Annotated in this window: 18 protein-coding genes; 11 read left to right on the top strand and 7 right to left on the bottom strand. The window is 70.2% G+C overall.

Annotation, left to right across the window (positions count from 1 at the left end; translation table 11 throughout):
- Positions 1–264: 264 nt before the first annotated feature.
- Positions 265–921: a hypothetical protein gene (locus tag OHB41_RS02985; protein ID WP_266696370.1), complete on the top strand. Its 657-nt coding sequence runs from the start codon at positions 265–267 to the stop codon at positions 919–921.
- Between the two features lie 17 nt (positions 922–938).
- Here OHB41_RS02985 and OHB41_RS02980 read toward each other — a convergent pair whose 3' ends face one another.
- The gene (locus tag OHB41_RS02980; RefSeq protein WP_266696369.1) at positions 939–1,823 is read right to left on the bottom strand and encodes a histidine phosphatase family protein; all 885 of its coding nucleotides are present in this window, start codon (positions 1,821–1,823) and stop codon (positions 939–941) included.
- A 605-nt stretch (positions 1,824–2,428) separates the two neighbouring features.
- Between OHB41_RS02980 and OHB41_RS02975 the strand changes: the two genes are divergently transcribed.
- From OHB41_RS02975 to OHB41_RS02965, 3 genes are all read left to right on the top strand, one after another.
- A complete protein-coding gene (locus OHB41_RS02975; protein ID WP_266696368.1) occupies positions 2,429–3,094 on the top strand; it encodes a response regulator in 666 nt (221 codons plus the stop codon).
- Positions 3,091–4,197 (top strand): sensor histidine kinase, encoded by a 1,107-nt coding sequence (locus OHB41_RS02970; protein WP_266696367.1) that lies wholly within the window; start codon positions 3,091–3,093, stop codon positions 4,195–4,197. Before OHB41_RS02975 ends, OHB41_RS02970 begins: the two co-directional genes overlap by 4 nt.
- A gap of 112 nt (positions 4,198–4,309) precedes the next feature.
- Positions 4,310–4,465: a DUF6131 family protein gene (locus tag OHB41_RS02965; RefSeq protein WP_266696366.1), complete on the top strand. Its 156-nt coding sequence runs from the start codon at positions 4,310–4,312 to the stop codon at positions 4,463–4,465.
- Positions 4,466–4,560: 95 nt separating this feature from the next.
- On the opposite strand, the gene OHB41_RS02960 is transcribed toward OHB41_RS02965, so the two are convergent.
- The 5 genes from OHB41_RS02960 to OHB41_RS02940 all read right to left on the bottom strand — a co-directional run bounded on the left by OHB41_RS02960 (position 4,561) and on the right by OHB41_RS02940 (position 10,611).
- Positions 4,561–4,932 carry a low affinity iron permease family protein gene (locus tag OHB41_RS02960; RefSeq protein WP_323138349.1) on the bottom strand — a complete coding sequence of 124 codons (372 nt, stop codon included), beginning with the start codon at positions 4,930–4,932 and terminating at the stop codon, positions 4,561–4,563.
- Positions 4,933–5,130: 198 nt separating this feature from the next.
- Positions 5,131–5,307, bottom strand: coding sequence for a CsbD family protein (locus OHB41_RS02955; protein WP_266705622.1), 177 nt, complete (start codon positions 5,305–5,307; stop codon positions 5,131–5,133).
- 340 nt (positions 5,308–5,647) lie between these two features.
- A complete protein-coding gene (locus tag OHB41_RS02950; protein WP_266696365.1) occupies positions 5,648–6,940 on the bottom strand; it encodes a ThuA domain-containing protein in 1,293 nt (430 codons plus the stop codon).
- 26 nt (positions 6,941–6,966) lie between these two features.
- A complete protein-coding gene (locus OHB41_RS02945; RefSeq protein WP_526024883.1) occupies positions 6,967–9,192 on the bottom strand; it encodes a pectate lyase-like domain-containing protein in 2,226 nt (741 codons plus the stop codon).
- A gap of 36 nt (positions 9,193–9,228) precedes the next feature.
- Positions 9,229–10,611 (bottom strand): lectin, encoded by a 1,383-nt coding sequence (locus OHB41_RS02940; RefSeq protein ID WP_266696364.1) that lies wholly within the window; start codon positions 10,609–10,611, stop codon positions 9,229–9,231.
- 736 nt (positions 10,612–11,347) lie between these two features.
- On the opposite strand from OHB41_RS02940, the gene OHB41_RS02935 reads away from it, so the two are divergent.
- From OHB41_RS02935 to OHB41_RS02910, 6 genes are all read left to right on the top strand, one after another.
- Positions 11,348–12,400: a beta-ketoacyl-ACP synthase III gene (locus OHB41_RS02935; RefSeq protein WP_266696363.1), complete on the top strand. Its 1,053-nt coding sequence runs from the start codon at positions 11,348–11,350 to the stop codon at positions 12,398–12,400.
- A gap of 86 nt (positions 12,401–12,486) precedes the next feature.
- A complete protein-coding gene (locus tag OHB41_RS02930; protein ID WP_266696362.1) occupies positions 12,487–12,735 on the top strand; it encodes an acyl carrier protein in 249 nt (82 codons plus the stop codon).
- The gene (locus OHB41_RS02925) at positions 12,732–13,964 is read left to right on the top strand and encodes a beta-ketoacyl-[acyl-carrier-protein] synthase family protein (protein ID WP_266696361.1); all 1,233 of its coding nucleotides are present in this window, start codon (positions 12,732–12,734) and stop codon (positions 13,962–13,964) included. The genes OHB41_RS02930 and OHB41_RS02925 overlap by 4 nt, the downstream gene beginning before the upstream one ends.
- Positions 13,965–14,005: 41 nt before the next feature.
- Complete coding sequence (locus tag OHB41_RS02920) at positions 14,006–15,001, top strand: 3-oxoacyl-ACP synthase III family protein (RefSeq protein WP_266696360.1); 996 nt, start codon at positions 14,006–14,008, stop codon at positions 14,999–15,001.
- 62 nt (positions 15,002–15,063) lie between these two features.
- A complete protein-coding gene (locus OHB41_RS02915; RefSeq protein WP_266696359.1) occupies positions 15,064–15,843 on the top strand; it encodes a ferredoxin in 780 nt (259 codons plus the stop codon).
- A gap of 26 nt (positions 15,844–15,869) precedes the next feature.
- Entirely contained in the window at positions 15,870–17,084 is a 1,215-nt protein-coding gene (locus tag OHB41_RS02910; RefSeq protein ID WP_266705618.1) for a cytochrome P450, read from the top strand.
- Positions 17,085–17,179: 95 nt separating this feature from the next.
- Here the strand turns inward: OHB41_RS02910 and OHB41_RS02905 are convergent, their stop codons facing one another.
- Positions 17,180–18,085 carry an AraC family transcriptional regulator gene (locus OHB41_RS02905; RefSeq protein ID WP_266696358.1) on the bottom strand — a complete coding sequence of 302 codons (906 nt, stop codon included), beginning with the start codon at positions 18,083–18,085 and terminating at the stop codon, positions 17,180–17,182.
- Positions 18,086–18,275: 190 nt separating this feature from the next.
- Here OHB41_RS02905 and OHB41_RS02900 point away from each other — a divergent pair, with 190 nt between their 5' ends.
- Positions 18,276–18,593 (top strand): putative quinol monooxygenase, encoded by a 318-nt coding sequence (locus OHB41_RS02900; protein ID WP_266696357.1) that lies wholly within the window; start codon positions 18,276–18,278, stop codon positions 18,591–18,593.
- The last annotated feature ends 43 nt before the right edge of the window (positions 18,594–18,636 follow it).

Here is an 18,636-nt window from a genome sequence, read left to right as displayed (position 1 = left end):
GGTCGCGTTCACCGCACCGCGCCCCACCCCATCTCCTCCGAGGGCCAAGGAGGTTGCCCGGGCGTCCCGCGCACCGCGCGGGGCGCCCGGTGACCGCTGCGGACGTCCGGCACGAGGTGCCGCGCCTTCGTCGTCCGGGTGCACCCATGGCATGATCACAGTCGCTTTTGCCAGAAGTCGATGCGCTGTGCAGGGAGTCGTGTCCCAAGGACCTGGGCGCAACTGGTAAATGACCCGCCGGAGAACGGGGTACAGGTATACGTGGTGCCCAGCACCGACGTGCACCCCGCCTCCACTACCGAAGGACTGCCGGTCTTGGACCTCGCGCACCCCGAAACACCCGCTGCACGCCGCCCGGGACGGACGTGGATCATCCGGGTCTCCGGCCACAGCGACCGTACCGCCTCCGTGTCGTGCTCGTCGTCGTGCGGAATGCCGCCCCGCTCCCGCGACCTGACGGCGCTTCGCCGTTTCGCCGAAGCGCACGCGGCGGCACACGCCCGCGCCGCCACCGTGCATCCCGACGCCGCCTGCGCCTGCCGCCAGACACAGTGCGCGGCCCACGAGGGAGCTCACACGCACTGCGCGGGCGGCGTGGTCCTGGTTCTGCGTCACGACCCCGCGGTCGGCCAGGTCTGGACCCTGCTCGAGGTCTGCACCGCGTGCGCCCCGCTGATGACACACTCCCGCGTCGTCGGCCGCGCGCTGCCGCGCACACGCGAGGCGGCCGTGCCGGCCCCCGCGCCGGCGCACACGGCGCCGGCGACGGCACCAGCGGTGCCCGGAGGCTTCAGCGCCCCCACCGGACCGGGTTTCAACAGCGCGGATGCTCCGCCCGCTCCGTCGCGTCGCCGGTCAGGCGTCCGCGGTCGCCCGCAGCCACGACAGGGCCGACGGGACCAGGGCGGTTTTCCGGGCTGAGAGAGCGAGCCAGAGCCTCATCGCTCCGGTTCGGTACGCGGGTGCAGGCGAACCCGGCATCGCCCACACACCCGGTGGGCACCCGTGCCCAGCGGCTCCCGCCCCCGAGCGGCCAGAGCCCGGCCCACCGGCCCCCCACCCGCCGTGGCGGCACCGCCGGTCCTGTTCTCCGCGACATGCGGCCTGCTCGGCCTCATGGTCCGACCGGCGCGGTCGGAGGGCGTCACCCGAGCGACGAGGTCGTACCACTCGTCGCTCACCGCGTCGCCCCACAGAGGGGCCCTGGGATCGTGTGGGGCGTCGCACGGCATGGGCACGGTGCGACTGGTGCCGGCTCGTTCAGGGCCGAGCCGACCGGGCCGGACGTTCCAGCGGCCCTCTCGCAGGGTCAGGGAGACCGTGGACAGCGGTGGCACCTCGAAGTGCCAGAAAGCGGTCGCCGGTGCGGACAGCGCGTGGACGAGCGAGGCCCGGACGACGGCCGGCTCGGTGATGACCAGGGCATGGTCCATGAACGGCGGCACGCTGCTCAACCAGTGCGCGACACGGCGGCAGAGCTGTCGTACGGACTCGCCCCCGTGCGGCGTCGCGTCCGGGTCCGTGAGGCGGCTCGCGTAGCCGTACGGGTCGTCCTGGACGACCTCACGGACGGTGCGGCCACGCCAGTTGCCGTAGTCGAAGTCGCGCAGCGCGGGCTCGGCCGTGGCGTCGAGTCCGAGCGCGTCGGCGGTCAGCGCACAGCGGACAGACGGAGCCCGGACGACCGGGGAGTACGGAGGGAGCGTCGCGCCGACGGCACGCGCCTCACACAGACCGTGCTCGCTCAGGGGGCCGTCACCGAAGACCGCGCTCCTGGTGGTGTCCCCTGCTGTCGCGCACATGAATGTCAGGCGGACCGACATCGGCGTACCTCCTAACTGGCCCGGCGCGGGCGCCGGATGGTGTGAGTTCGTCGAACACCGCGGGTGCCGTCGGGAGGTCGTGCCGCGTCAGCGGGGTTCCGGCCGTCCACCGGCGCTCGGCCGATCCGGCGGGCGGCCGTCGTGGCGGTGTGCAGCGGGCATTCCAGCGGCCTCCGTCCGAAGACCACCGCCAGGCCGCGGGCCAGGTCCAGGCCGATCAGCCGTCCTGTCCAGGACGGGCCGAAGGGTGACGGCGACGGCGGCCCGAAGGGAGACGGCGGCGGCCCGAGGGAGGGCGGCGAAGGTGAGCGGAGTGGGAACGGCGACGGTGGGCCGAAGGGGTACGGCGACGGCGCACGACAGGGAGAGGCGGATGCCCGCACTGCGGGCGCCGCCCCGGGCGGTACGACCTCCGCCACGTCGCGCGTCATACGCTCCAGAGTCGAAGACGCCGCCCGCAGCGGACATCCGGCAGGTGTCCGGAACCGCCCCGCCGACTGGCTGGCGCACTCCCCGCCGCCTGGCCGGATCCGGTGTCGGACAGCCGCGGCACGTGCTCGGCGTGGTACGAATCGGACAGTGGTCCGGCGGCGAGTGGAGCACCTGTGATCCGGGTATTGGTGGTCGACGACGAGGCCATGATCCGAACGGGTTTTCAGCACATCCTCGACGCGGCGCAGGACATCGAGGTCGCGGCCGCGGTTCCCGGCGGCCAGGCCCTGCAGACGGCCCAGGACATACGCCCTGACGTGGTACTTCTCGACATCCGGATGCCCGACGTCGACGGCCTCACCGTCCTCGCCGGCCTCCGTCGGCTGCCCCACCCCCCGGTGGTGGCCATGCTCACGACGTTCGACATGGACGAATACGTCGCGACGGCACTCCGCTCGGGCGCGGCCGGTTTCCTCCTCAAGGACACCGACCCGGAGGAGCTCCCCTTCCTGGTGCGGACACTGGCCGACGGCGGCACCGTCCTGTCGTCCAAGGTCACCCGGACGGTCGTGGACGGCTACCTGAACGCGGGCCCCCGGGAAACCGCGGCCCACAGCCTCGCCCGGCTGACCGACCGCGAACGGGACGTGCTCGTCCTCATCGCCGAGGGGCTGTCCAACGCCGACATCGGCACGCGCATGCACCTCAGTACCGGCACGGTCAAGGACCACGTGAGCGCGATCCTCGGCAAGCTCGAGGTGGACGGCCGTGTCCAGGCCGCCCTGCTCGCCGAGCGGGCCGGCCTCCTCAAGGAGCCGCGGGGCGAGGGGCGGGGATGAACCTCGGCCGGCTGCGCGCACCGCTGTTGGACGCCGCCCTCGTAGCCGCCTCGCTCCTCGACGTCTGGGTCAAGGTCCACATCGACGAGCCACTCCGGCTGTCCTGCGCCCTGGTCGCCGCCTTCTCCCTCTTTCTGAGGCGTCGCCGGCCGTTGCTCACCTTTCTGCTCACGCTGCCCGCGGTCCTGGTCTCCGACGCCGTCTTCGCCGCGCTGGCCGCGCTGTACACCCTCGCCTCGTTCACCCGGCATCGCACCGCGCTCGCCTTCTGTGTCACGATGTTCACGATCTGTGACATGACCAGTTGGCCGTCACTGAGCTACGACTTCACGAAGACGGCGACCGTGATCACTCTGGGTTACACCGCGGCGACGGCGGCCGCCCCCGTCTTCCTCGGCCAACTCGTCCAAGCCCGGCGTGACCTGTCGCGGCAACTCGCCGAGATCTCCGAGGCGCGCGACCACAAGCGGCTGCTGACCGCGCAGAGTGTGCTGGCCAAGGAGCGCGCACAGCTCGCCCGGGAGATGCACGACGTGGTCTCCCACCAGGTCAGCCTGATCGCGGTGCGGGCGGGAGCGCTCCAGGTCGGTACCCAGGACGCCGACGTCAAGGAGGCCGCCGCCACGATCCGGCGGCTGAGCGTCCAGACACTGGACGAGCTGCGGCACATGGTCAGCGTTCTGCGCGCCTCCGGAGGGCGCCCCACGGAGCTGACACCGCAGCCGTCCCTGGCAGACCTCGAACGGCTGGTCGACAACAGCGGTATCGAGACCGAGCTGCAGACCGACGTGCCCGACGACCTGCCGCCCACCGTGCAGCGTGCCATCTACCGCACCGTCCAGGAAGCGCTGACCAACGCACGCAAGCACGCCCCCGGAACCACCGCGACGGTTCACATCCGCCACCACGACGGCGCCGTACGGGCCACGGTCACCAACACCGCGCCGACCCACCCCCCGCTCCCGCTTCCCAGCGCTCACCACGGACTGGTGGGCCTGCGCCAGCGCGCGGCACTCCTGGGTGGCACCGTCACCGCCGGCCCCACCGCGGACGGCGGCTACGAACTGCGCCTGGAACTCCCGGCCGAGGACCGCCGGCCCTGACGGACCGCGCCGGTCCGGCGGCTCCCGCCGACCGGATCGCCTCCGTGTTTGCGGCCGAATATTTCCGGGGACTCGGCGCGTAGGGGGTCAAGCTCCCCGACCGGAGGAAAAGATGATCATCCTCGGAGTTATTCTGCTCGTCATCGGCCTCGTGGCAGGCATCAGCATTCTATGGACCATCGGGGTCATCCTGGTGATCATCGGAGTCGTTCTGTGGATTCTGGGAGGCATCGGACACGCGGTCGGCGGCCGTCGACACTACTGGTGACGTCGCGCTCCCGCGCGGCGTGTCACCAAGCGGCTCGACGCCCTTGGTGAGAACGGAGAAAACCGTGAGAGATCCGAGAGGCGCGGGTGCGCCTCTCAGATCTCGTCCTCCAGCCGAATGACGTCCCTGAGGTTCTCGTGGGCCTTGCCGGGGGTGCCTTCCTGCGCCTCGAGCAGGGCGGCAGCGATGGCGTCCAGCTTGCGCTGGATCGCTCGGTCCGCCCGGAGTTCCGAGTTCTTCAGCAGGGCGAGGAGCATGAGGGTCACCGCCGTCATGGATTCGCCGGCGAAGAGGAGCCATGTCACTTCGACACCGGCGACGTGGAGCGCGACGGTGAGGGAGACCAGCGCGAGGCAGAACACGAAGAAGACCGGTGAGCTGGTGAATTTCGACGCGGACTCGGCGAACCGTTCGAATCTTCCGCGTTCGTCGCCGCCGCGGTCCGCGGGGTGCTCGATGGTCATCATCCTCTGTGCTCTCCGTCGCGGGGTTTCGATCCGCCCCGGGATCCGCCCCGGGATCCGCCCGGGACCGACCGTTCCGGTCAGGGCGGGGCGTCATGTCCTCGGCGGGGCGGGGCGGGGCGGGGCGCCGTGCGCAGTCCCGGACGACGCCCTGACCCCCGCCGGACGCGGCGGTGGCTTCGTCGCCCGCCGGCTCGGCTTTCAGTGCTTGGTCCGCTTGCGCATGCGGTCCGCTGCCTTTCCGGTCATCTCATGCGCCTTGCCCCGCAACTGTTCGTTGCGGCCCTTCCGCTGCATGGATTTGTCTCCCAGGGCCTTTCCCAGGGTCTCCCGCATCCTGCCCGTGATCTGTTGCGTCCTGGCGTTTCCCTTGAACATCACGACCGCCTTCTTCCCGAATCGCCGACGAGTGCGTTCCCGTAGGGGCGACGCACCTTTCTTCACCGTGTGGCCGCTGGGCGGGTGACGCAAACCGGCGCCGCGCAAGCGGTCCAGTGGCCCTCGAGGTCCGGCTCCGCCGATGCGTACCACGCTTCCCCGGTCACCGCGTCCTGATGCGGAACCTCGCCGCCACGGGGATGGGGGCGACGAGGCTCCTCTGGGCGTGTGCCCCGGCTCTCGCCGTCCATTCCGCGTGCACGCCGCACCGACGCACACAGCGGTGCCCCTGTCCCGCCGCCGGAGGGCGGTGGGACAGGGGCACCCTTGTGCCGGTCGGTCAGGGCTGTGCGGTGAGCGTGAAGCTCTGCGCGGACGAGCCGTCGCAGGTGCGCTGGGTGAGCTGCACGCTGTTCGTCGCGGCGCTCGCCGCCGTCAGGCACTTCCCGCTGTGCCGGGCGCTGAAGTGGTAGCGCCCGGTGCTCTCCTTGACGGGCAGCCATTGCTGGTTCTGCCCGCCCCCGTAACTCCACAGCTGCAGTGGTGCGTTGTCGGCGGTCGAGACATCGGTCACGTCGATGACCTGCTGCGGGTTGCCGCGGATGCCGGCCTGCCGGTAGCCGCCGTCGGTCGAACGGAACTGGAACTGCTGTGCCTGGGTGCCGTTGCAGGCGTACTGCTGGATCGCGGTCCCGTTCGCCGTGGCGGCCGCGCGTGCGTCCACACACGTGCCGTTTCCGGCGTTGGTCAGCGAGTACCAGGCGGTCTCGGAGATCGAGTCCGCCGGCGGGGTCGTGTTGTCGGCCCCGCCCAGCCACTTCAGGCCGTCCAGCACGAACCGGTTCTGCGTCTCACTCGCGAACGTCGACGACAGACGGGTGTTGGTCGAGTAGTCCATCGCGTTGTGACCGAAGTTCGCGTACAACATCTTGTACTTGGTGTTGGTCCACAGGATCGGGTAATAGCCGCTGTACCAGCTCTGGTTGGGATCCGTGCCCAGTGGGAAGCTGCTGGGGTCGACGGACGCCAGGATCTTGATGTCCGGGTTCTGCCGCAGGTCGTTGGACCAGCTGTACCACTCGCTGACCGCCGAGGTGAACGTGGCCGGCAGGTTCTTGGTGGCCGGGTGCGTACGGTCCTCGACCTTCAGGACCGCTGTGGTCGGGCCCCAGGTGTTCGACTGGAAGTTCCCGCTGCCGAGGAACTGGTTGTGGTACCACGGCCAGTCCGACGCACTGGTCGTGAAGGCCGAGACATGGAAGCCCATCCAGGCGCCGCCGTTGCGCATGTACTGCTCGAAGCCGGTCCGTTGGGCCGACGTCTGCGGCAGGTCGTCGAGGAACAGCACGACTTGATAGGCGTTGACGCCGCCGTTGCTGAGCAGGTCCCAGTTGTTGCTGGACGTGTAGGTGAAGCCGTTGGCCGCGGCCTGCTTGGGGAACCAGTCGTTCGCCTCCTTCTCGAAGTCGATGTGGGCCGCGTCCCAGGTGCCGCTGTAGAGCGCCAGTACCTTGAACGGGGTCGCCGTCGTGCTCGCCTGGGCGGCGGGCGGAGCCACCACGGCGAGCAGTGTCGCCAGCAGCAGAAGGACCCGCAGGACCACGCGTGTCGGTCCGGATCTGGTGGTGTGCATCGGCTGATCAGTCCCCTCTGAGCGGGTCACGGGTAGCTGACGAGGTTGGCGACGTTCGTGGCGGAGTCGGACGGCCCGCCCCGGTCGTTGATGACATGCCGGATCGTGCCCGTGCCCCCCAGGGAGACCGTCACCATGTCCTTGAACTTCACGTTCGCGTTGTTCGGCGCCTCGATGGCGTGCTCGGCGGCGACGGACGAGTTGACGTTGAAGTAGCAGTAGCTGCCGAATCCGTAGACCTGGTGACTCGTCACCGAGTTCGCCACCTTGTAGGCGGCGTAGCCCTGGGTGGAGCCGTTCATCCAGGCGCCCTGGTTGGGCGGGTCGTACGGCATCTCGTTCTGGTAGAAGTAGGTGCGGCCACCGTTGCCGTTCCAGATGGTCTGGTACTTCTGGTAGTGCTCGACGAAGAGGCCGTACATCGTCACGTCGTCGCCGTTGACGACGAGGCCGGTGTCGGCGGTGTTGCTGGTCCAGCCCACACCGCTGCCGTGGTCGGCGCGCCACAGCCAGAGGTGGTCGCCGATGACGTCGTCACTGTTGATGGTCAGGCTGGTGGTGGCCTTTCCGACGCCCGCGCCGCCGATGCGGAAGAAGACGTCGTGCAGAGAACTGGGGTCGGCGCTGTGGTCGGCGGAGGAGCCGCTCGGTCCCATCTCCACGAGCTGGGCGGAGTTGGTGGCCCCGGCGTCGATCAGCAGACCCGCCAGCTGGATCCCGTCCACGTCCGCGACCGTCATCGCCGTGATGCCGTTGTCGGGGATGAGCGTGGCCAGGCCGAGGCCCAGGACGACGGTGTCGGGCCGGGTCACCTTCAGTGTCTGGTCGAGGTGATAGACCCCGGGCGTCACCAGCAGGTCCTTGCCCTGGGCGAGCGCGTCGTTCATCTGCGCGGCCGTCGCGCCCGGCTTCACGATGAAGAAGTCGGAGAGGGGCAGGGACGCGCCCGCCGGGGTACCCGCACTCCACGTGGTGCCGCTGGTGTTGGTGCGTGCGGAGGGCACGAACACCTTCCACGCGCCCGCGGAGTCGACGTAGAGGAACGGCTTCTCACGGGTGACCGGTGCCTGGGCGACCGTGGTGTACGGCGGGTTGGGGAAGCTGTTGGCGGGGGCGTTCCTGGAGCCGACGAAGACCATGTTCCAGTTGGAACCGGTCCAGCTGCCCCACTCGGTGTTCCGCGACAGCCACTGCTGCTGCGAACCCGAGTTGACCTGGCCGTCGATCTTCGTGTCGGCCATGTAGCCGCCACTGGACCAACCGCCGTCGTCCAGGGCGAGGTTGCCGCGCAGATGCATCCGCCGGTACGGAGCGGCCTGCGACACCGCCCAGCGGTCCGAACCGTTGGTCGGGGTCACCGACAGGTTCTCCGCCGACCGCCAGAAGTTCTGGGTGGCGTTGCCCTGGAACCAGTCGGCCTCGGCGTGCACCGAGCCGCGGATGTTGACGTCGTCGGGGGAGAGACCGAGGCCGGCGACCTGGGTGTAGAAGCCGACATTGGCGTTGGCGTCGTAGGTGCCCGGCTTGAAGAGGAAGGCCTTCCGGGCGGTGCCGAACTGGTTGGTCTCCTGCTGCGAGAACACCGAGTTGAGGCTGCTCTGGATCGTCGCGGCGGGCGTCGACGGATCGAAGACGGTGACGTTCGGGCCGAGGTCCGGGGTCCCGGGCGGCGGCGTCGCGTCGACGGGGTTGACGAAGAACGACTGGGCCGCGGTGCCGTTGCACGTGTACTGCTGGAGCTGCACGCTGTCCGCGGTGGACGCGCTGGGCACGTCCAGGCACTTGCCGCTGTTGCGGTTGACGAAGTGGTAGGCGCCGCCGGAATCGGCCACCGCCTGCCACTGCTGGTTGTTGCCGCCGCTGTACGTCCACAGCTGCACCAGCGCGCTGTCCGCCGCCGATACATCGGTGACGTCCCACGCCTTGGTGGCGTCGGCCCGGTTGTCGACCTGCGAGTAACCGCCGGACGTGGCCGCGAACTGCCACTGCTGGGCCTGGCTGCTGTTGCACGCGTACTGCTGGACCGCGGTGCCGTTCGCCGTCGCGGCGGCACGCGCGTCGACGCACTTGCCGCTGGCGGCGTTGACGACCGTGGCCCAGCCGGTGGGCAGCGCGGCGGCCGCGGCGGTCGCGGCGGTCGCCTTGTCCTGCGTGGCGACCGACAGGCCCGAGACCGTTGTCGCCACGAGGGCGACCGCGGTGAGCGCTTTCGGTATCCGGCGGCCGCCGGAATGTCTTGTTGATCTGAACACGGGGCTCTCCTGCGCTGGTGGGGGGGGTGGGGAGGGTCAGCCGGTGTACTTCGCGAGGACACGCGTGTAGTCCCAGTCCTGCTGGCCCACTCCGGAGCAGCTGTCGGCGACGCCGCTCGTGCAGGGGCGGTCGCGGTTGACCGACCAGAAGGTCAGTCGCGCCAGGTGGTGCTGCTGGGCGTAGCCGAGGATGGTCTGGAAGTCGGCGACGGTGACCGTCTCGTTCTGGTCGGTGATCCCGTTCATGGAGGAGATGCCCAGGTCCCGGTACGCCTGGTCGTCGCTGTAGCCGTAGGCGTTCTTGAGCGCCGTCTTGAGGCCCTCGGCCGCCCGCAGGGTGAGCGTGCCCATGTTCTGGCCGGCGCCACCGAAGTCGAACGGCATGATCGTCCAGCTGTCCACGGTCAGGCCGGACGACGCGGCCCGGTTGATGAGTCCCGTGTCGGGGCCGTTCTGCCCGGTTCCGATGGTGACGTACACCTTGATGCCCGGGTTGTTGGCCTTGATGGTCTTGAGCGCGTCCACGGTGCGCTGTTGGACCGTCGTGTTGCTGTAGGCGTCGGCCTCGATGTCGATGTCGATGGCCTTGAGTCCGTAAGCGTTGATGACCTTCTGGTACGCGCCCGCGAGCTCTCCGGCACTCGAGCAGGAGCTCTCCAGCTTGTTGCCGCTGTAGCCGCCGAACGACGGGATGATGTCACCGCCGGCTGCCCGCACGGTGTTGACCGTCTGCTGGTCGACGCCGCCGGTCAGGGCGCGGCTGCCGTCCCACTGCGGGTTGCAGTAGCCGTTGCTGAGCACGAAGGCCAGCGTGAACCACTTGACGCCGGTGGCGTTCATGACGGTGGTGGGGTTCGGCGGGCTGCCCCAGCCGTTGTAGAGGTACGGGGCGACGGCCATCGGCGCGGAGGGGTTCGTGCCGCCGCCGCCCGCGGCCGGCGCGGTCCACTTCTGGTTGGCGCCGCCCGTGCAGGTCCAGATCTGTATCGGGGCGCCGTTCGCCGAGGTGTTGCCCGTGACGTCGGCACACTTGTCGGCCTGCGGATTGACGATGTCGTGGGCCGCGGAGACCGTCCACCTCTGGTTCGCGCCGCCCGAGCAGTCCCAGAGCTGGAGCCTGGCTCCGTCCGCGGTCGAGTTGCCGGTGACGTCAAGACACTTGCCGAGGGCCCGTATCGTCCCGTCGGAGCCGACCGTCCACTGCTGGGCGGCGGTCCCGTTGCAGTCGTAGAGCTGTACGGCCGTGCCGTTCGCGGAGCTCGCGCCGGCCACGTCGAGGCACTTGCCCGCGAGGCCCGTGATCGTACCGGTGGCGGCGGAGGCGGGTGCCGCCGTCAGGGCACCGGCCGAGAGCGCGAGCAGCGAGGTGGTGAGCGCGGCGCGCAACACCGTTGAGCGCGTCAGAGGTTGGCTGGTCATCAGGGGGGATCACAGCCCTTCATGGGAGGCTGATGGTGGGGGAGTGTTCACGTTCATGAACGATGGGTGCATTCATGGAGCCGTGGTGATCGGGAACTTAAAGGTCTGAACCAAAGTCGTCAAGAGATGAAACAAGGGAGTCTGTGAATTGGGCTCAATGCACAAGGAGTTGAACGTGCCGCAGCCGGTCGACGGCGACGAAGGGTCGAAGCCCAGGTCGCACGATCCCCCGATGCGGTCACGTTTCCGAACGTCGGTCGATCGTCCATGCGTTCGGAACTGGAAGTGATGCCTGGCTCTCCTGGCACCTCGTCCGCGAGGTCGTGACCAGGGGCGAGGTGGGTCGACCGCGCGTGCCGGTGACGGGAGTCCGGCGCTCGCGAGGGGGCGGGACGCTGACGGTCGGGTCCGACGGGTGTGGTGGGAGCGCCTGCACGCTGTTCATGTGTGCTCTCGAACGGCCGTCCTCTTTTGCCGCCTTTCGGGTGGCGCACGACTGGCTCAACGGCCGTAACGATTCTGCGCTTCGGGCGCTGAGCTGGACTTTTGTGGCCGTCCGGCATCAATGGCTCTTTTGTTCGCATCGTGTCGCGTGGCGAGGTGATCTTGATCCGATCTACAGTCATGCCGCTCGTTCAAGATCACTCCCCATCGAGGCGTGTGTGACTCACCGATTTGCTTGCAGTGAAGTCCCTTTGGCGATCCCGCTGTCGGCCCGACACCGCGAGGCCGCCCGGTGACGACGGCCGTCCTCGAGGGCATCGCCGGGTTCGTTCCACCACGTGCGGTGGCCAACGGCGAGCTGCCCGTCGCGTGGTGTGTCGACGACTCCTGGGTGCGCAGACGCAGTGGCGTCGGTGAGCGACGTTGGGTCGCGCCCGGTGTCGCCACGGGCCAGCTCGCCCTGGAGGCCGCTCGCAAGGCGCTGACCGTCGCGGGCCTTCCGCTGGTCGACGCCGTCATCGTCGCCACGTCGACCCCGGACCGGCCCATGCCGGCCATGGCGCCCCGGCTGGCCACCCGGCTCGGGCTGGGCGGGGCGGCCGCGTGGGACGTGTCCGCCGCGTGCAGCGGATTCGTCTACGGTCTCGCGACGGCCTCCGGTGTCCTGGCGTCCGGGTGTGCCGACCGGGTCCTCCTGGTGGCTGCCGAGGTGTACTCGACCCTGATCGACCCGCAGGACCGTTCCGCCGGAATCGTGTTCGCGGACGGTGCCGCGGCGGCCGTACTGCGGAGGGGCGGCAGGGGCGAGCCGGGCAGCGTGGTGGCGTTCGACCTCGGCAGCGACGGCTCGGAGGACACCTTGATCCAGGTGCCCGGCGGCGGAGCGCTGGAGCGTGCCCGCCCCGACGACTACAGGCCGGACGACCGCTACTTCCGCATGCACGGACGTGAGGTGTTCCAGCACGCGGTGACCCGGATGACACAGTCCGCCCAGACCGTGCTCAAGCAGGCGGGCTGGTCGGCCGAGGACGTGGACCGGTTCTGCGCCCATCAGGCCAACGCCCGCATCCTGTCCGCCGTCGGAGCCCGCATCCCCGTACCGGCTCATCGGCATGTCACCAACATCGAGCGGGTCGGGAACACGGGCGCCGCTTCCATTCCGCTGGCCCTGGCCGACGCCGCGGCCCGGGGTGAACTGCGCAGCGGACAGCGCGTGCTGCTGACCGCCTTCGGAGCCGGGCTGACCTGGGGCTCGGCCGCGCTGCTCTGGCCGGAGCTCCCGACCGTGCCGGAGCTCGACGGTGGCGTACCGCCCGTGGCGGTCCCCGCCGCTCCGAGCGCCTGACCCTCGGTCCTCCCCGAGGTCCTCCGTCCGCAGCCCCCTCGTCACTTTCCCTGTCGCTGCCGTCCGTTGTGCCGAAAGGAACGTCCATGTCCCCCGTCCAGACCGCCGTCACCACCGTACTGACCGAGAAGTTCGAGGTCAGCCCCGAGAGCATCCGCCCCGAGGCCACGCTGGAGAGCCTCGACCTCGACTCGCTCGCGCTCGCCGAACTCGCCCTGGCACTCCAGGAACAACTGGGTGTCCCCGTGGAGGAGAACGAGGCGGCCAAGCACAGCACCGTGGGCGGCCTCGTCGCCGCGCTGAACGCCAAGCGAGCACAGCAGGGGTCCTCGTGACGTCTCGTCAGACCTCTGTGTCGATCACCGGCCTGGGGTTGATCACCCCGGCCGGTGTCGGCCGGGAGCCGACCTGGGAGGGGATCCTGCGCGGTCGTTCCGCCGCTGCGACGGACCCCGAACTCAAGGGCTGCCCTGTCGACTTCTCCTGCCGCATCCCGGCCATGACGCCGGAGCAGGCCCGCATCGGCGGCGGCAAGGCGTGGCGCATGGGCCACTTCAGCCGGCTCGCCGTGCTCGCCGCGCGCGAGGCGGTCGCCGACGCCGGCCTCGAACCCGCCCGGTGGGACGGTACCCGCGTCGCCGTCGTGATCGGTTCCGGGCTCGCCGGGGCGGCGCACCTGGAGGAGCAGACCCTCCGTCACCACCAAGGCGGTCCCGAGCTGGTCTCTCCCGCCCTGGTACCCATGCTGATCCCCAACATGGCGGCCGGAGAAGTGCTGTTGGACCTTGGCGCCCACGGGCCCTCTATGGCCACGGAGACGGCGTGCGCGTCCGGCGCCAGCGCACTGGCCACCGCGCGCCGGCTGCTTCTGGCCGGCCTGTGCGACATCGCGGTGGCGGGTGGCGCGGAGGCGGCGGTCACTCCCGTGATCACGGCGGGCTTCCAGCGGATGGGCGCGCTGTCGGCCCGTACCGGCGACCCCGGGGCGGCTTCGCGGCCCTTCGCGGCGGACCGGGACGGCTTCGTGATCGCCGAGGGCGCCGCCGTACTCGTACTGGAACGGGATGCGGACGCGCGGGCCCGCGGTCGGCGCGCCTACGCGCGGCTCGCGGGGGTCGGCCTCTCCTCCGACGCCCACCATCCAACTGCCCCGGCTCCCGGCGGAGTTCACGCCGAGGCGGCACTGCGGGCTGCGCTCGCCGAAGCCGGCCTGCACGCGGCCGACGTCGATCACGTCAACGCGCACGGCACCTCCACGCCCCTCAACGACCTGACCGAGGCCGAGCTGATCGGCCGCGTGCTCCCGCACCGGCCCAGCGTGACCGCGCCCAAAGGAGTGCTCGGGCACAGCCTCGGTGCCGCGGGTGCGATCGAGGCGGCGCTCACGGCTCTGACCATCCACCGGTCCACCGTGCCGCCGATCGCCAACCTCGCGGCCGACGACCTCCCCTTCGACCTGGACTGTGTGACGGACCTGCCGCGCACCCAGCGCGTCCGTGCCGCCGTGAGCCAGTCCTTCGGGTTCGGCGGGCACAACGTCGTGCTGCTCCTCACCGAGGACTGACGTGCCGCCCTCCGCCGAGGACCGAACCGAGGACTGAATCAATGACCGTTCACAGCAGCATCGTTCACGCAACTGTCCACATCCCCGAGGGGCGGCAGAGCGTGGCCGCGGTGGAAGACCGCTTCCGTGCGGGCAGCCCCGCCGCGCCGTTGTCCCGCGGGGTGCTCCAGCGCATGTACGGGCTGGCCGAGCGCATCGTGGCCGCCGACCACGATCAGCCCTCCGACCTGGCCGTCCACGCGGCGCGACGCCTGTTGGCGGACACGGACACCGATCCGGCCGGCGTCGACCTGCTCCTCTACGCGGGCATCCTCGCCGACATGGAGGAGCCCGCCACGGCCCATGTCGTCGCCGACAAACTGGGCCTCGGGTGTCCCGTGCTCGACCTGAAGAACGCCTGCAACGGTGTCCTCAACGCCCTGGAGGTCGCCGACGCGTTCATCCGGGGCGGCCGGTACCGCAGGGTGCTGGTGACCACCGCCGAGGTCAGCACCCGCGAAAGCCGCTGGGAGGTGGACGACCCGGCGGACATCCTGACCGCGCTGCCCAGCCTCAGCACCGGCGACATGGGCTCCGCCCTGCTGGTGGAGGCGAGCGGCCTGCCCGGCATCGTCGGCTCGCGCTTCTTCGCCAACTCCTGGGGCTGGCGGGCGGCGACGCTGCCGAACCCCTACGCGCAGCACCGAAGGCTCGGCCATCTCCGCATCGACTCGGCGCAGTTGGTGGACTCGTTCGAGGGACTGCCCGGCAAGGTGCGAGGAGCGCTGAAGGATTTCGGCGTCGAGAGCGACGACCTGGACCTCGTCTGTGTGCATCAGCCGTCGGTGCCGTTCACCCGGGTCGTCTGCGACTGGGTGGGCGTGGACCCGGGACGGATCCTGGCCACCTTCCCGGCCCACGGCAACGTGGCGACCAACACCATCCCGCTCCAGCTGGCCACCGCCCTGGAGTGCGGCCGCCTGCGACGCGGGGACCTGGTGGGCATGTTCGGCTTCGCGAGCGGGGCCAGCGCGGGAGTGGTCCTCTGCAGGTGGTGAGCCCCCGACACCCCCGGAACACGCTGCCCCGTCCGAACCCTACGAATCCGGAAGGCACCCTCATGACCTCCTCACCCGCATCCGTCCGGGTGTCCGGCCCTCCCCGCATTCCGCCCCTCCCGCCGTCCGAGTGGCCCGCGTCGCTGCGGTCCCTCCTGGCGGACTCGCAGAAGGACGGTGCCGGCCGGGTCAACCTCTTCGGCACCCTCGCGCATCACCCTGCCCTGGCCCACGCGTGGCTCTCCCTCGCCCGTGTGCTCACCCACGAAGGAACGCTCGGTGGCCGACGACGCGAACTGATCGTCCTGCGCACCGCCCACCGGCTCGGCGCGACCTTTGTCCACGAGCGCCACCGCACGCCGGCGACCGGGGCCGGACTGACACCGGAGGAGATCCTGGCCACGGCAGCGGCCCCGGACGCCCACCCCTGGACGGACGAGGAGCGCACCCTTCTGGAGACCTGCGACCTGCTCACCGACAACTCCACGGTGCCGGACGAACTCTGGCGCCGGCTCGCGCGCTTCCTGAGCCCGGAGCAACTGATCGAACTGCTGGTCCTGGCCGGTCAGACCGCCGCCATGTCCACCACCCTCGGCGTCCTGCGCACCCCCTCCGACGATGCCGGGGCCGGACGCCCGCACCTCACCGTGCGCCTGGACAGGGAACGCTGCTGCAGCGCGGGGCAGTGCGCCGGTGCCGCGCCGGAGGTGTTCGAGCAGAGCGACACGGACGGACGCGTCACCCTGCTCGTACCGGAGCCCGATCCGAAGTACGCCGACGAGGTGCGCCTGGCCGCGGACCTGTGCCCCAGCGGTGTCATCACCCTCATGGACGCCACGTGACCCCCCACCAGGAGACAGCCCGGCTGATGACCGCGACCGCGCCCGCCCCCACGCTCGACCTCCCCGCCCCCTACGGCAGTTGTCCCTTCGACCCGCCCCCCGCCTACACGGCCGCCGCTCATGACGCCGCCGTCACCCGTGCCGTGCTGCCGGACGGCACCGCGTGCTGGCTCGTCACCGGCTACGAGGAGGTACGCGCCGTACTGGCCGACCCCAGCTTCAGTGCCGACGCCCGCACCCCCGGCTTCCCGTTCCTCTCCGCGGGGCAGCGGGAACTGGCGACGGCGAAGCCCAGCTTCATCCGCATGGACGATCCCGAACACGCCCGTCTGCGCCGCATGGTCACCAAGGACTTCCTGGTCAGGCGCATCGAGCAACTGCGACCCGGCATCCAGGACATCGTCGACAGGGCCGTGGACCGAATGACGGACGGACGCACCTCGGCCGACCTCGTGGCCGACTTCGCCCTGCCCATCCCGTCGCTGGCCATCTGTCTGATGCTCGGAGTGCCCTACGAGGACCACGATCTGTTCCAGTCGCTCAGCCGCACCCTGCTCGACAACCGGACGACCCGCAAGCGGGCCGAGCGGGCACATGCTCAACTCATGGACTATCTGGCCGAGTTGGCTGAGCACAAGCGTCAGTACCCGGCGGACGACATTCTCAGCCGTCTGGTGGCACGCGACGACCTCACTCCCCAGGAGACGGCGTCACTCGGATTCCTGCTGCTGGTCACCGGTCACGAGAGCACCGCGAACATGGCGGCCATCAGCGTGCTCGCGCTGCTGCGCGACCCCGGTCAGACGGCACTCCTGCGCGACGATCCGGACCTCATCCGCGGAGCCGTCGAGGAACTCCTGCGCCACCTCACCATCATCCATCTCGGTCTGGGGCGTGCGGCGACGCGCTCCGTCGAGGTCGGCGGGGTCACCGTCCCGGCGGGCGACGGCGTGATCTGCATGCTGTCCACCGCCAACCGTGACCCGGCGCTGTTCGCGACGGAGGGCGGCGCCTGCCCCTCCGGACTCGACGTCACCCGGGACGCGCGGCGCCATGTGGCCTTCGGCTACGGAATCCACCAGTGCCTGGGACAGACCCTGGCCAGGGTCGAGCTCCAGATCATCCTCGCCACCCTGCTGCGACGCCTCCCCGGACTGCGCCTGGCGACACCGCCGGACCGGCTCGCCTACAACCAGGACGCCATCGTCTACGGCCCGCGCGCCCTGCCGGTGACCTGGTAGCCGAGGGCGGACCCTCCGATCGTCAGGGGGACAGCGTAGTCATCCGGGCGGTGGCCGCCGCGGGGAACCGTGACGAGACGGGGCCGCGGCGGCAGTCAGGGAAGAACACCCGCGGTGGCCCCCGCGGTGTGACGCAGGCGGGCGGCGTCCTGGCTGGGAGGCGCGCCGAAATGGCGGCGGTATTCCCGGCTGAACTGTGACGGGCTGTCGTACCCGACGCGATGGCCGACCCCGGTGACGTCATGGGGATGGACGGCGAGCAGCAGCCGGGCCTCCTGGAGCCGGATCTGCTTCTGGAACCGGATGGGGCTCATCGCGGTCACCGCCTGGAAGTTGCGGTAGAAGGCGGAGACACTCATGCCCGACAGCTGCGCCACGTCCTCGACCCGGAACGGCTGCGCGTAGTGCTCGCGGATCCAGCGCACGGCCCGTGCGACGTGGCTGAGGCTGCTGTCGGCGAGGCCGAGCTGGCGCACGATGCCGCCCTGCTCACCGGTGATCAGCCGCCACAGGATCTCGCGTTTGACCATCGGAGCGAGCACCGTCCGGTCGCGCGGCTCGTCGAGCAGCCGCAGCAGCCGGACCACGGCGTCGAGCAGCCGGTCCGGAGCATCGCTGACGGCGATGCCCGGCAGGGCGCTCCCCCCGCTGCGGGGAGCGTCCGCTGACCCTGCCTGCAGCAGCAGTTCGGCGACGGCGGACGGTTCCAGCGTCAGACCGAAACCCAGCGCCGGACGTTCCGGGCAGGCTCCGACGAACTGGCCGGTCACGGGAAGGTCGACCGACGCGACGAGGTACTGCCCGGCCCGGTACTCGAACATCCGGTCGCCCAGTGCGAGGCGTTTGGCGCCCTGGGCGATGACCGCCAGCACCGTGCCGGACATCGAGGGTGCCGGCGGGTCGGACCGCTCGACCTTCGAGATGAGCACACCGTCGATGGCCGTGGTCCAGTCGGGCCGCACATGCCGGTCCAGCAGGGTTCGGAGCTCTTCGAGGTACATGCCCTCATTGCAGCACACGCTGCTCTCGTTCTTCCCGTACGAGAGAGGATCGTGCAAGCAGCGGGCAGCATCGTTCTACCTTTTCCCAGGTCAGACGGCTTGAATGGAATCACTGGAATCCCGACGAAGGTGGAATCCCGCCCACCCGGGACAACAGTCCGCCGACCCTCGCCCACGGAAGAAGGCAGTCATGACCGCCCCCTACGGATTCAACGCCACCCTGACCGCAAAGCCCGGAACGGGTGCGCAGCTGACGGACCTCCTGCTGACCGGCCTGAGTGACGGCAACCCAGGCGCGAGCGAGTACTGCGTCGTCTATCTCGTCTGCCGTTCGGCGTCCGACCCCGACGTCGTTCATGTCACCGAGGGCTGGACCAGCGAGGAGGACCACCACCGGATCTTCGCCGGCGACGCCGCGCAGGCCATCGTGAAGCGGATCGACGGGATGCTGGCCAAGGAGCCCGAGTACACCGACTACGTACCGGTCCGTGGCAAGGCCGCCTTCTGAGAGCCCGCCGTTCGACCCCCGGGCCGGCCCGCACCCGCCCCGG

The sequence above is a fragment of the Streptomyces sp. NBC_01571 genome, from assembly GCF_026339875.1.
Lineage (GTDB): Bacteria > Actinomycetota > Actinomycetes > Streptomycetales > Streptomycetaceae > Streptomyces.
This window is presented reverse-complemented; position numbering and strand designations above follow the sequence as displayed.